This is a genomic window from Chryseobacterium soli, from assembly GCF_000737705.1.
In the GTDB taxonomy this organism is placed as follows: Bacteria; Bacteroidota; Bacteroidia; order Flavobacteriales; family Weeksellaceae; genus Chryseobacterium; species Chryseobacterium soli.
In genome coordinates, this window is sequence record NZ_JPRH01000002.1 from 227,980 (window position 1) to 241,988 (window position 14,009).

General features: G+C 34.8%; 14 protein-coding genes. 8 read left to right on the plus strand and 6 right to left on the minus strand.

The window, feature by feature from the left end:
* Positions 1–142: 142 nt before the first annotated feature.
* From IW15_RS06330 to ppk1, 4 genes are all read right to left on the minus strand, one after another.
* On the minus strand, positions 143–1,258 hold the full coding sequence (locus IW15_RS06330) for an MBL fold metallo-hydrolase (RefSeq protein WP_034710085.1): 1,116 nt from the start codon (positions 1,256–1,258) through the stop codon (positions 143–145).
* On the minus strand, positions 1,255–1,914 hold the full coding sequence (locus IW15_RS06335) for an NAD-dependent epimerase/dehydratase family protein (protein ID WP_034710086.1): 660 nt from the start codon (positions 1,912–1,914) through the stop codon (positions 1,255–1,257). Before IW15_RS06335 ends, IW15_RS06330 begins: the two co-directional genes overlap by 4 nt.
* 485 nt (positions 1,915–2,399) lie before the next feature.
* Complete coding sequence (locus IW15_RS06340) at positions 2,400–3,287, minus strand: Ppx/GppA phosphatase family protein (RefSeq protein ID WP_034710087.1); 888 nt, start codon at positions 3,285–3,287, stop codon at positions 2,400–2,402.
* Positions 3,284–5,356 (minus strand): polyphosphate kinase 1, encoded by a 2,073-nt coding sequence (ppk1, locus tag IW15_RS06345; RefSeq protein WP_034710088.1) that lies wholly within the window; start codon positions 5,354–5,356, stop codon positions 3,284–3,286. Before ppk1 ends, IW15_RS06340 begins: the two co-directional genes overlap by 4 nt.
* A gap of 241 nt (positions 5,357–5,597) precedes the next feature.
* Here ppk1 and dnaK point away from each other — a divergent pair, with 241 nt between their 5' ends.
* The 8 genes from dnaK (at position 5,598) to IW15_RS06385 (ending at position 13,161) form a co-directional block, all read left to right on the plus strand.
* Complete coding sequence (gene dnaK / locus IW15_RS06350) at positions 5,598–7,496, plus strand: molecular chaperone DnaK (RefSeq protein WP_034710089.1); 1,899 nt, start codon at positions 5,598–5,600, stop codon at positions 7,494–7,496.
* Positions 7,497–8,458: 962 nt separating this feature from the next.
* A complete protein-coding gene (locus IW15_RS22705; RefSeq protein ID WP_165585166.1) occupies positions 8,459–8,629 on the plus strand; it encodes a DUF6678 family protein in 171 nt (56 codons plus the stop codon).
* 17 nt (positions 8,630–8,646) lie between these two features.
* A complete protein-coding gene (locus IW15_RS21895; protein ID WP_316931874.1) occupies positions 8,647–8,859 on the plus strand; it encodes a DUF6678 family protein in 213 nt (70 codons plus the stop codon).
* 1,055 nt (positions 8,860–9,914) lie between these two features.
* The gene (locus tag IW15_RS06365; RefSeq protein WP_131368508.1) at positions 9,915–10,271 is read left to right on the plus strand and encodes a hypothetical protein; all 357 of its coding nucleotides are present in this window, start codon (positions 9,915–9,917) and stop codon (positions 10,269–10,271) included.
* A 19-nt stretch (positions 10,272–10,290) separates the two neighbouring features.
* Positions 10,291–11,346: a serine hydrolase domain-containing protein gene (locus IW15_RS06370; RefSeq protein WP_034710092.1), complete on the plus strand. Its 1,056-nt coding sequence runs from the start codon at positions 10,291–10,293 to the stop codon at positions 11,344–11,346.
* A gap of 265 nt (positions 11,347–11,611) precedes the next feature.
* Entirely contained in the window at positions 11,612–12,103 is a 492-nt protein-coding gene (locus tag IW15_RS21900) for a hypothetical protein (protein WP_051881803.1), read from the plus strand.
* Between the two features lie 52 nt (positions 12,104–12,155).
* On the plus strand, positions 12,156–12,542 hold the full coding sequence (locus IW15_RS06380; protein ID WP_034710094.1) for a hypothetical protein: 387 nt from the start codon (positions 12,156–12,158) through the stop codon (positions 12,540–12,542).
* A 100-nt stretch (positions 12,543–12,642) separates the two neighbouring features.
* The gene (locus IW15_RS06385; RefSeq protein WP_034710095.1) at positions 12,643–13,161 is read left to right on the plus strand and encodes a thioredoxin family protein; all 519 of its coding nucleotides are present in this window, start codon (positions 12,643–12,645) and stop codon (positions 13,159–13,161) included.
* A gap of 254 nt (positions 13,162–13,415) precedes the next feature.
* Here the strand turns inward: IW15_RS06385 and IW15_RS06390 are convergent, their stop codons facing one another.
* Both IW15_RS06390 and IW15_RS23085 read right to left on the minus strand, forming a co-directional pair.
* Entirely contained in the window at positions 13,416–13,814 is a 399-nt protein-coding gene (locus IW15_RS06390; RefSeq protein ID WP_034710096.1) for a DUF7674 family protein, read from the minus strand.
* A gap of 49 nt (positions 13,815–13,863) precedes the next feature.
* Positions 13,864–13,995 carry a hypothetical protein gene (locus IW15_RS23085; RefSeq protein ID WP_262483656.1) on the minus strand — a complete coding sequence of 44 codons (132 nt, stop codon included), beginning with the start codon at positions 13,993–13,995 and terminating at the stop codon, positions 13,864–13,866.
* Between the last annotated feature and the right edge of the window lie 14 nt (positions 13,996–14,009).

Here is a 14,009-nt window from a genome sequence, read left to right on the forward strand (position 1 = left end):
AAGAAATGTTTAATAATAAGTACTTTCTATTCAATATTTAATTTATAAGGCCTTATCAGAGATTTCCATACCCAAACCTATACTCCCAAACGTCACATTAATCAAAACACTAACAACTAAACACCATCCACCAAAACAACTCCTACTTCTTCCACCATTCCGTGAACCGTTGAAGACTGTCATCCGGATATACGACTTCCCCTATTTTAGGAGTCAAAACAGGAATTTTTTCTTTTTTCGCCAGGGTAGTAAGTGCGTTTAGCGGAGTATTCCAGTCATGTTTGGCAAGATTAAACTTAGAATTATGATAAGGCAGAATTCTTTTAGCATGAAGATATTTTGAAGCCTTAATAATTTCTTCCGGCAGGTTGTGGACAAAATGCCAGGCTTTGTCGTACTGCCCATCTTCCATAATGGCCAGGTCAATGTTTTTATACTTATTTCCGATCTGCTCAAAATGCTTGTCAAAACCTCCGTCTCCGCTTACAAAGTAATTTTTATCCTTAGACTGGATTACATAAGAAGCCCAGAGTGTCTGGTTTTGAGTAAATCCTCTCCCGGATTGATGTCTCGCAGGCTCTGTGTTGAAAATCAGTGCTCCGTTGGGATCCTGATACTTCTCAAACCAATCCAGTTCAACAATTTTATCTTTCGGATATCCCCAATATTCAAAATCTTCTCCAACGCCCAAGCCACAGATGACTTTTTTCACCTTGGGTTGCAATGCTTTAATGGTTTTGTAGTCCAGGTGGTCATAATGATCGTGGGAGATCACCACATAATCGATTTCCGGGAGATCATCAACAGAATATATGGCAGTTCCCTGAAAAGCAGGAACCGATGACGGTATTGGAGAAGCATTGTCACTGAAAACAGGATCCGTAAGAATATTCTTCCCGTTAAGATGCAGCAATGCCGAAGAATGACCAAACCACACAATATAATCTTTGTCAGCCGGCAGGATTTTTAAATCCGTTTTGATGGCTGGAATACCTTGATGAGGTATTCCATTAGGATTCTGTTTGAATACTGCTTCATAAAGCTCACCCCAAAAACTATGACCTTCAGCAATGGTAGGAGTTTCAGAAAAATTATGAAACTCCCCATCTTTGAAATGCGGAGACTTTTTGATCCTTTCCAGACGTTCACCTGATGGGAGTTTCCCAAATTGGGGCTGTATATGTATAAACGCTGAAATGGCGGTGAGAATACCCAAAATAAAAATGACAAGGAAGATCCTTTTCAGCATTGCTTTCATTGAGCCAACCTTTTAATATCCCTTATTTCTAAAACGGATGTCGGATATCCTTGCTGTACGGCATGGATCATTGCTCTCCCCACTTCATGCAGGGTTAGAGATTTTGATGGTAAAAGCACAGGAAACAACCAGATAAATGGCTTAAAGAACCATTTTACATTCACCTGGCCGTCTACAGGTTTCATAAATCCGGGACGGAAGTTATATGCCCCTTTGAAATCCATTTTTTTCAAAGTATTTTCCGTCTTTCCTTTTACTCTTGCCCACATGGTTTTTCCACTTTCCGTGCTGTCGGTATGGCTTCCGGAAACGTAGGTAAAAACCATTCCCGGGTTTTGGTGAAGAACAGCTTTCGCAAAATGTACCGTGGTATCGTATGTGATTTTGGTATAGTCTTCTTCGCTCATTCCTATACTGCTGATTCCGGCACAGAAAAAACAGGCATCATAGCCTTTTAGATTTTCATCATTCAGATCTACAACAAGGAAATCCGGTACCAGATATTCTTTTAATTTAGCATGCTTTTTTCCGGACGGTTTTCGGCTGATACTCAGTACCTCGGAAACAGAAGGATTTTCAAGGCATTCCATTAAAACACCTTCACCTACCATTCCTGTAGCACCGGTAAGAATTATTTTGATTGGTTTTGAATTCATAATTAAAAAAATATATTAATAAGTGAACTTGCTTAAAGTTAAGATTTTAAGCCAGATAATTTTGAATAATTTTATTTGAAAGAATTTTGAAACACCAACTGATTCTTCCACCGCAGGTAGGACATTTCATTCTCATGTTTTGCAAATTTTAAATGCATAAATGAAACATAATGCAAGATATAGCCATAGTTTTTGTCTTGGCTAAAGTTGGATTCTACAAAAGAAATGATGTCGAAATGGTGAATTCTTCTGTTTTTAAGCATATTCAGAACATTATCTTTTTTATCAGACGTTCTGATGATGGTTTTTACTTTACAAACCTGCTGTAAAAAATTGAAAAATGTTGATGATTACCGGGAAATCCGGTCAGACGATGGTACTGCTGTACTCTTTTTGTTTTCCTTCATACTGAATATATACTGATATTTTACAGTATACATTCAGTACAATGGTTGTATTGGGAAGCCCAAATAAACTCTTTGAAGTTATTTCTTCTTGTCGTGTAACTGGCTGTATATATTATGGATCAGCCCGTCAGCTACAGAGATTTTAGGAACGAAAATCCTGTTGATTTCAGACCAGGTCATCACATTGTTGAAAATCCTCAACGCATGTGCAACCACATCTGCTCTGTCTTCTCTTAGGTTGTGTTTCGTCATTCTTTCCTCTACAGAAAGTTCATTGAATTCTTTATATACCTTTTTAAGATGAGACAGTGTCATCGGTTTTCCGTCTTTGGTTTTGCTCATGGAGAATACCTTATTGATGTTTCCTCCGGAACCTATGGCAACAATCGGTTTTTTGCTGGTGATGTTTTCCTTGATTTCCTCTTTCATTTCGTGCCAGTTATCTACGGTCACGAGGTTGTTCAATAAACGGATGGTTCCTATATTGAAAGATTTTTCATAGATCATTTTCCCGTTTTCATAGAATGTAAGCTCGGTAGAACCTCCGCCAACATCAATATAAAGATAAGCGAATTCTTTGTCTAAGCCTTCTGCTACATGGTTTTCATAGATCAGGGTAGCTTCCTCATCCCCGGTAATGATTTCTATATCGATTCCTGAGGCATCTTTTACCCGCTCTATAATTTCCTTTCCGTTAGCAGCATCACGCATAGCACTTGTAGCACAGGCTCGGTAATGGTCTACCTTATAGATCTTCATCAGATCACTGAAAATTTTCATAGAGTCTACGACCATTTTTTCCCTTTCTTCCCCGATTTTCCCAAGAGTGAATACATCCATTCCCAGTCTTAAAGGAATCCGTAAGAGGTTTAACTTGATGAATTCAGGTTTCCTATTATTGATTTTTACTTCATTGATTAACAGTCGGGCTGCATTACTTCCTATGTCTATCGCTGCGATCTTCATTTTACGCTTGTTTTAGCTTTTAAATATTTATACGTCTCGATTTGAGAACGGCACTCTTCCTTAGTGTTGCTGATGTATTCGTTGCTCAAATTTTTGTCTAAAATACGAGCTTTTACGTTATCTCTCAACTGGATGTCGATAATATCTTTTAATTCTTTCTTAAGATCTTTATCCGTAATCTTTGCAGCCGCCTCAATTCTGTAATCCAGGTTTCGGGTCATCCAGTCCGCAGAAGAAATATACAGATCTTCGGCACCTTTATTATAAAAGTACATCACCCTTGCGTGTTCAAGATATTCATCTACAATACTGATGGCTTTTATTTTTTCCTTAAAATCTTTCTGATTAACCGCGCAGTAAATTCCTCTTACAATCATTTTCACCACCACACCGGCTTTTGCAGCGTCATATAATTTGATGATTAAGGCACGGTCACTGAAAGAATTGGCCTTAATGATCATTTCTGCTTTTCTGCCGGCTTTAGCTTCTTCAATTTCCCGGTCGATGTGATGCACAATTTTTTCGCGCATAAACTGCGGACAGACCATGAGGTTCTTACAGGTTCTCAACACAGACAGATAATCTTCTTTGGGTTTTTTCAAAACATTGAAGACCTTATTGATATCCGCCATAATATTACGGTCGGAAGTCATCAGTAAATGATCACCATAAATTCTTGCCGTCTTTTCATTAAAGTTTCCGGTGCTTACAAAACCATATTGAAGGGTCTTGTTGTGCGCTCTTTTTTTGATGACGCATAGTTTGGCGTGGACTTTTTTATTGGGAATTCCTACCAGTACCGTAATTCCTTCCGGCTCCAGCATTTCCTTCCATTTAAGGTTGGATTCCTCATCAAATCTCGCTTGGAGCTCCAGCATTACCGTTACCTCTTTACCGTTTCTTGCCGCATAGATCAGTGCATTGCTGATTTTTGAACTGCTGGCCAGACGATATGCCGTGATCTGAATAGATTTCACATCAGGATCCATAGCGGCTTCTCTTAGGAGATCAATGACCGGGTTATATTTATGGTAAGGGAAACTTAGCAAAACATCATTCTTTAAAATAACATCCGTTACTCTTTCCCCGTACTCAAATGCAGGATGGGTAAATGACGTTCTTTCAACAGGCTTTTCATACTTTTCAAAAACATCAGGGAAATCCATGAAATGTTTAAAATTATGAATTTTTCCCCCTGGAATAATACTGTCTTTCTTAGTTAAATTAAGCTTGCGGATCAGAAGTTCCAGCAGTGCTTTATCCATATCTTTATCGAAGACAAACCGGGTAGGTTTTCCTTTTCTTCTGTTCTTAAGACCTTTCTCTATTTTTTCTGCAAAATTGGTTTTGATGTCATTATCCAGGTCCAGTTCGGCATCTTTTGTTACTTTGAAAGCATTCGCCGCAAATTCGTCATACCCGAAATACGAGAAAATATGCGGAAGGTTGAAGGTAATAACATCTTCCAGAAGCATCACATTTTTTTCTTCCGGATCCTCTGTCGGAAGAAGGACAAATCTACCCACAAAGCGGGACGGAATTTCAATAATGGCATAATTGCTCTGATACTGCCAGTCTTTCTTTCGCATGGCCACTCCCAGATAAAGACTTTTATCTCTTACATAAGGCATCGGAGTATTTTCATGAAGCAGGATCGGAATAACGTTGGATTCAACGACTTCATCAAAATAATCTCTTACAAAGTCCTTTTGCTGTGCGGTTAGATTTTTTGCATTTTTAATAAAAACCTTATGGTCAGCCATTTCAGACAGAATCTTCTTCCAGGTTTTGTCAAAATTATGCTGGTGTCTGATTACAATTTCATTGATTCTTTGCAGGATTTTGGAAGGAGGCTGATAAAAAGATTCAGCAATTACTTTCTCTTTAAAATCCATGGCACGTTTTAATCCGGCAACCCGCACCCTGAAAAATTCATCAAGATTATTGGAAAAGATTCCAAGAAAACGGATTCTGAGGTGGAGAGGAACTTTTTCGTCCATGGCTTCCTGCAGCACTCTTTCATTAAAGGCCAGCCATGTAATGTCTCTCGGATTAAAATGTAATGACATATTTGTGTAAAATTTATCAAAAATAATAATTCACAGGCTTTTTACATCATAGGCAAGGTTAAACTTTGATTAATTTTTAAATTTTGTCAATGTCAATGCTGCCTAATGGACTTGTTGAAGGATAATTTTTCAGGCCTAAAAAAGAGTTTTGTGTCATTTTGTCATAAATTTTCATCTGGTACAGATATTGAGAAATAGAGAATGTAATTAATAATTAAAAATTAGAAAAAATATAAATATTATGAGTAAAATAATTGGAATTGACTTAGGAACAACTAACTCTTGCGTTGCAGTAATGGAAGGTAAAGATGCTGTTGTTATTCCTAATGCAGAAGGTAAAAGAACAACTCCTTCTATCGTAGCGTTTACAGAAGATGGTGAAAGAAAAGTAGGAGATCCTGCAAAAAGACAGGCTGTAACGAATCCAAAAAAGACAGTATATTCTATCAAAAGATTTATTGGAACTCATTTTAAAGATGATGCAAGTGAAATTTCAAGAGTTCCTTACGAAGTAGTAAAAGGACCGAATGACACTGTAAAAGTTAAAATCGACGACAGAGAATATACACCACAGGAAATTTCTGCAATGACGCTTCAGAAAATGAAGAAAACTGCTGAAGATTATCTTGGACAAGAAGTAACAAAAGCGGTAATTACGGTTCCGGCTTACTTCAACGATGCACAAAGACAAGCTACTAAAGAAGCAGGAGAAATCGCTGGTCTTACAGTAGAAAGGATCATCAACGAGCCTACTGCAGCAGCATTGGCATATGGTATGGATAAAAGCCATAAAGATCAGAAGATTGCAGTGTATGACCTTGGAGGAGGTACTTTCGACGTTTCTATCCTTGATTTAGGAGATGGAGTATTCGAAGTATTGTCTACAAACGGTGATACTCACCTTGGAGGTGATGACTTTGATGATGTAATTATCAACTGGATGGCTGATGAGTTCAAGGCTGAAGAAGGAGTAGAATTAAAATCTGATGCTATTGCATTACAGAGATTAAAAGAAGCTGCTGAAAAAGCTAAAATTGAATTATCATCTTCTGCTCAGACAGAAATCAACTTACCTTATATCACTGCTACAGCTACAGGGCCTAAGCACTTAGTGAAAACATTGACAAAAGCTAAATTCGAGCAGTTAGCTGCAGACTTAGTAAGAAGATCAATGGAGCCTTGCAAAAAAGCTCTTTCTGATGCAGGACTTTCTATCTCTGATATCGATGAGGTAATCTTGGTAGGTGGTTCTACAAGAATCCCTATTATCCAGGAAGAAGTAGAAAAATTCTTCGGTAAAAAACCATCTAAAGGAGTAAACCCGGATGAAGTAGTAGCAATTGGTGCTGCCATTCAGGGAGGTGTTTTAACAGGAGACGTAAAAGATGTATTGCTTCTTGACGTTACCCCGCTTTCTTTAGGTATTGAAACAATGGGTTCTGTATTCACTAAATTAATTGAAGCGAATACAACGATCCCAACTAAAAAATCTGAAACATTCTCTACAGCTTCTGATAATCAACCGGCAGTAAGCATCAGAGTAGGACAGGGTGAAAGACCAATGTTCAACGACAATAAAGAGATTGGTAGATTTGATCTTGCCGATATCCCACCAGCACCAAGGGGAGTTCCTCAGATTGAAGTAACTTTTGATATTGATGCAAATGGTATCCTTAGTGTTTCTGCTAAAGATAAAGGAACAGGTAAAGAGCAGTCTATTAAAATTCAGGCTTCTTCAGGTCTTTCTGACGAAGAAATCGAAAGAATGAAAAAAGAAGCTCAGGAAAACTCTGCAGCGGATGCTAAGAAAAAAGAAGAAGTTGAAATTTTCAACAAAGCTGACGGATTGATTTTCCAAACAGAAAAGCAATTGAAAGAGTTTGGAGATAAATTATCTGCTGACAAGAGAGCTGCAGTAGAAGCAGCAGCAGCAGAATTGAAAACAGCTTTCGAAGCTAAAAACCCGGATGATATCAAAGCTAAAACAGAAGCTTTAGATGCAGCTTGGATGGCCGCTTCAGAAGAAATGTATGCAGCAGGGCAACAAGCTCAGGGTGCAGACGCAGGAGCTCAGAATCCTGGAGGAAATGCAGGAGGTGCAGAAGATGTACAGGATGCAGACTTCGAAGAAGTGAAATAATTATTGATTAATATCAATTAAAAATACATAGTAAACCGCTGTAAATTATATATTTATGGTGGTTTTTGTTTTTTTAAGTATTTTCCTAAAAATGATATTTTAAAGAATTTCCTTTGGAATGTTTTTTTGTTTTTATTACATTTTTTATGATACAGATTTGGCTTGTTATATGTATTAAAGTTAATTTAAAAACAAAAATATGGAAAAGAATGTATTGGCCTTATTAGCGGTCGGTCTATTTGCAACAGCTGTTAATGCTCAGGAAACAGTAAGAAAAGAAGTGAAAAATGTAGGTATTGCCATTTAAAAAGGGGCAAAAGCTACAGGAAAAGGAGTTGAAATTGGTGCAGAATGGGTTGGAAAGATAGCAACAGAAGGTGTGAAAAGTGTTAAAAAGACCGCTGTGAAAGGCGAAGATGCCGTTTCAGATGGGTATAAAGATGTAAAAGCAGATCTAAAAAAATAATTTTTAGAAAAATTTCAAAGAACAACTTCAATTATTGAAGTTGTTCTTTTTGTTATGATAGTTCTACTCAGTAATCATATTCTATACTTCGGCATCCTTACCAAAGGAGTAAAGCTGTAAGTTCAAACTTTAAAGTGATTGCCTCCAGATGAATAACAGAAAATTTCAAAATAATTTAAATGATATAATTTCAAAATTTGTTAACATAATAAAATAACAAATACGAAAAATGTGTAAAATGCTTATATTTAGTGATTTATAAATAAATATAGATGGTTTGTATATGTTTTTTTTCAAGTGTAGATTGTTTGCCACTTTCATTTCTTTCACAATATTTTATATTTATTAGTAATATTTTCATCAAATAAATGATAACACAAATAAATAGAAATATGGATCATATAGAAAAACAAAAACGATATAATGATTTCTATGGAAGCCCAATATTTCTGAAAGAAAAAAGTATAAATATCATACACAAAATGATACTTATACATTGGAAACAAAAGAAAAAATAAGAAAAATTGTTTCAGAAAAAGGTTTGAATTCTGTGATGAACGACACGAAATGGCTGGAACTTCAAAGTTCAGTAGGGAAATTATCATTTCCGCCTCCTTATATTGATAAGCTTGTATTTGAAGATAAAACTTTTGAAGAAGTACAATAAGTGATGCTCCACAATGGCTGGGTGATTGGAAACCGTTTTACAAAGAAGGTATGTCTTTATTTTTCACTATTGAGTTTATAAAAGTAAGGCCCCGTTATGCTGAATACACCGGACATTTATTAGCTCCAAAAATATTTGACGAGACGAAAGAATTTGAGCATCTTTTAAAAGAACTTCATATCCCTTATGAAGAAGAAGACGGAACTTTTACAATATATGGATATCGATAAGATCCACTGGCAAAAAGCTTTCAAAATGAGTTCTGTACTATCAGAAACAACTAATAAAACAAAATGTTAAGAGATAAAAATTAAAACAAAATATGTGGAATATAAGTGAGTGGGCTGGACAAGCCTTGATAATTGTGCTATTTTGTACAATAGCAAGCGGTATTCTTTTTATGGTTACATTTTTAGGAATATTTATTCTTAGTAAGATAACAGGCAAAATAATTCCCAGATTCTTCAAAAGGGGCAGCTTGTTTATTTTTGTACTGCTTATAATCTCTGTACTATTATTTTATGCAGATTTTTCCGATATTACAACGAGTAGTTTCATTCCGTCACTCGCAATATATATTGGTTTGTTAAGCTTTCCATTATATATTATATTTATCTTAATATCCGTAATTGGAATTTTAAGAAAAGGACAGCGTGTTAATCCTGAAAAAAATAAAAAATTGAACTTATAGAATGGGATTTCTGCTATCAATATTGCCCGTGAATATTGGTGTGGTGAAAATAGTGACGCAAAAATTTTAGATAAAAATAGAGTTGTGCTATGGAAAATTTTGGATAAAAAAAGTTCATAATCGTATGGAATTAAAAATTTGTATGGGTGTTTTGTGGCCTGAACCTGATCCAAACGGAGTATCCTGCAATTTAGAATCATTGAATTGTTTCAGGAGCTTCGGAAATTTAAAGATAAAATTGTACAAAATCTGAAAGATTCTTTTCCTGAAATTATAAACTAAACAACTATAAAAGCAGTGAAGATTGAGTTGAATTAATAGATAAAATAGTGAAAACATTATTACATTTTTTTACACTCTTATTATTTGTAACGAATTTAGAATCATTACAGAACAAAATCAGGGAAAATTTATAGAAAGTATAATAGAAAACCCTGAAGATTGCTGGAAGAATTTATTGAAATTACCCGCGCAAAAGATTTTCATCCTTGGAAATTTCTTAATATTGTTAAAATATATGAAATACGCTTAGTGTACATTTGAGAGTTAGCCAGCATTTTATATACAAATCAGAATCAACAGACAGAACACAATATGATAAGAAAAATGGTAAGCATCATAGTTGGTTACGCAATTTTTGTAGCGACTTCTCTTGCGTTTTTTAGAATTATGGGACAAAACCCTCATTCTGATCCAGTAATCTCTTTTATAATTTCGACAACAATTTTTGGAGTTATTTCCTCATTTGCTGCAGGACTTTTCACAAAACTTATTGCTAAGACATCAAATTTAAATGTAAATTATATCCTTGCTTTTATTATTGCAGGATTTGCAACATTCTCATTCTTCAAATCCGAAGGTAATCATTGGACACAATTGCTGGCAATTTTCATATTTGCTCCCGTCTCAATTTTGGGTGGGCTATTCTATAACAAGCAGAACAAAAAATAATAATTTTCAAAAAACATAAATGAGACAAATTTTCAAACTGACATTTCTTGCAATAACCATTCTATTGACAAGTTGCAATTCATCAGCACAACAAAAAGATAACTATTCAAATAAAATTGATAGTTTACTAAAAACTAAAAGTCCAAGAGATTTTAACGGAGTAGTGTACATTCAGCAAAATGGGAAAATGAAATATGCAAAAGCGTATGGATTTGCTGATTTCAATAAAAAAACACCGCTGAGAATTGATGATAAATTCTCTACAATGTCGATAGCCAAACAATTTACGGCTGCACTTATTTTACAGCAGGTAGAAAAAGGAACAATTGATCTGCAAACACCTATTCGCAAATATTTACCTGATTTTAAATATTCCTGGGCAGATACTGTTACCGTTCATCAATTACTTAATAACACTTCGGGATTGTACAGCGAAAATATGGACAAGCCTTTGAAATTTAAACCAGGTTCTGCTTTTAGTTATTCCAATGTTGGTTATTATGTTGCTGGGCTTGTTCTTGAAAAGCAAAGTGGTCAAAATTTTGAAACGTTAGTAACAGCATTATTCAAAAAATGTAAAATGAACAATAGCTATTATCCGAACAAAACCACTAGTAAATTGTTGACGAAAGGACATACCATAAAAAAAGACGGAACTTTTAAGCTTAATGAACAATTAAGTTTTGATGCTGACAATTATTTTGGAAGTCACTTAATTGTTACTGTCCCCGATCTGGCAAAATGGAACGAATGTTTACATAATGGAAAAGTTCTAAAACCTTCAACATATAAAATGATGACCAGTTATGTCATAACCGACACCCATCAGGTTTTCAGCAAAACTCCTATTGGCTACGGTTATGGTTTGCGAATAAATGATAAAGACAGCATCAATGAGATTGGGCATACAGGTTTTCATCCGGGAGAAGGTTTCACCGCTGTTAATTTATACTACCCCAAAACCAAAACCAGTGTAGTTATAATGGAAAATGTAGGCAATGAAAATTTTGATATTGCTTACTATTTTGAGCAGGAAATCAGAAAAATAATTAAGGAAAGTAAACTTTTGAAATAAAAACAAAATATCGATTTCACATCATTTCAATTGTGTTGCTTTTAGTTTTGCAGGATGCCAATCAAGTGTGAAATTGCAAAAATCCGATATTGCAAAAATATATTTTCTTCATTCATAATAAATTTTTAGAAGAAAACCCTGATGGAACATTTTCGGATAAATTTAATATCAAGGTATATTAAAAAGGCATATTAAGCTTTTTCAAAAAGGATGGAATTGTTATATTCAGCAAAATTATAAAAGACAAAAAAACAAATTTTCAAATATGATAGCAAAGAACACAATCATAATTCTATTGTCATTCCTTTCCTTTTCTGTTTTTGGACAAGAAAAAGGATCAGAGGCAGGCGGACCACCAAAACTTTCTGAATTGTTAGGTTTTTGGAAAAAGGTTGAGCTTCCGAATGAAGATAAACTGAATAAATCCAACCCTTGGCCTCAAAAATTTCAATGGTTTGCATTCTACGAAAATGGCAAAGTGTATTCAATGATGTCTGATCAAGATTCTGACTACTCGGCAAAAGACTTGAAGGAAATATTTGCCACTTTGCCAGCCGGCAAAACGCCAAATTATAAATTAGATGGACAATTTTTGACTATTGATAATAAAGATATTAAGGACTACCAAGAACTTTGGGGAGTAAATCTATTTGCGGTTGACATCGATGATTTTTTTAAAAAAGGAAATTTAATAATGACATTGGATGATGGAAACGGAAATGTAATTTATTACAGATTATTACAACGAATAGAATAAATATGGCAAGCGTGAGTTTGCAAAATAACCTCATGAAGTATTAATAATTAATATGAGTAAAAGAATTGTATTTTTCCTTTCAATAACGTTAATTATGGTCCTGGCTTATTCTTATTTTTGTATTCCAGACAAATTTGAAATTGAAGGTGGATCATGTTACCAGGGAATTACCGCAATGTTCATAAGATTTTTTTTAACGATTTGTGGTGTTTTAAATCTATTATCAATAACCACAATTAATTCTAAATCTAAGTTCAAAATAGCAAAAGTAACGAGCGCTATATCATTGATGGTTTGGTTGGCTGGATTTATTATACACTCTTATAATGACTTTCTGGTTGCAACTAAATATTTTACGCCTTTATTATTCTTAAACTTTATCATTGTAGTTTTGGTTTACGGCTGCAACGGAAAAAATAAGCAGTCACAGAATGATTAAATATAAAATCCCCAAGTGAAAGCTTGGGGATTTTTTGTATTCGGAATTAAAGGAAAAAGAGTTAAATTCGTATAGTTTAATCACAAAAAATAAAGTTCAGATGAAGTGTAATAAAATAATTTTAATTATTGGTCTATTGTTATTCCAGTTAAATTTTGCCCAGGAAAAAGCCGATGTAGCCCTTAATAAAGCGCTTACAGAAGCTAAAGCGAAAAAGAAAAATGTACTTTTAATATTCCATGCTTCCTGGTGCGGATGGTGTAAAATGATGGAAAAGAATATGAATCTTCCGGAAACAAAACCTTTATTTGAGAAAAGTTTTGTCACCACTTATCTTGATGTTCAGGAAAGAGGAGAGAAGAAAAGTCTTGAAAATCCAGGCGGACAGGAAATGATGAACAAATATAAAGGCCAGAATGCAGGACTTCCTTTTTGGCTGGTACTCAATCCTAAAGGAGAGGTATTGGTAGATTCATTTGATGCCAAAGGCGACAATCTTGGATCACCGGCAACACCGGAAGAAGTTGATTCTTTTTTAGCCAAACTGGAAAAATCTTCCAAACTTAATAAAGAAGAGCTTCAGACCATCCAGAAAGTATTTGTGAAAAAAGCTCAGTAAGATAACACGGCAAAAGAAGTACCTAAAGAATTTGTACGTTTACAGACTTCTTATCAGGAATATAAAAATAAGATAATAAACTCTCAGACTTATGTTTGGGAGTTTTTTATATTTTCGTGAAAAATTCTAGGTGTATAGGATTGTGTATTATTATCGCAAGAATTTTATGGAATTAATATAGTTGTTCAATACATCAAATAGAGATGAAAAAACTCCCCGAAATTTTTAGTTTCGGGGAGTTTTATTTTTAAAAGTTATTTTTTACCAAAGAACAGTTGATCCTGCTTTTCCTGATTCAGATATATTTCCTGAAACTGTGCGGGCATATACTGGAAAATAAGATTCCAGTGCTGGATCTTGGTGTGCTTTTTAAAGCTTCCAAAAGACCGTATAAAAAGGTTCTCGATCATATCCTTTACATAAGAATCTGCATTGCTGTAAATTCCTTCCATCAGTTTGATGTGGTGGCCGATAATGTTGATCTTAGATTCTGACAACAGATTTTTCAAATAGTTGATCGTTGCCTGCATGATCCCTGCAAAGTTATTTTGCACAGATAATTGGGAGATCTCCTTTCGGATCGGCGGATAGAAAAATTTTAAATACTCTACTGCTATTTTTTGATTAATAGTTTGCATTGGTACGTTCGTCATAATTAATATTTTTCAGACAGTTGTTATAGCCACGAAAACTGTACCAAACTTATAAACAGGCTGCAAAAATAAATACCCCGATAATCACGGCAATGTGAGTTGCCAATATCTCTGTATTGTGTCTGGAATTCGATGTTTTCCAGCTTTTCCAATCGAATTCTTTTCTGATTTTTGTTTTCATAATGTGGTTAATTT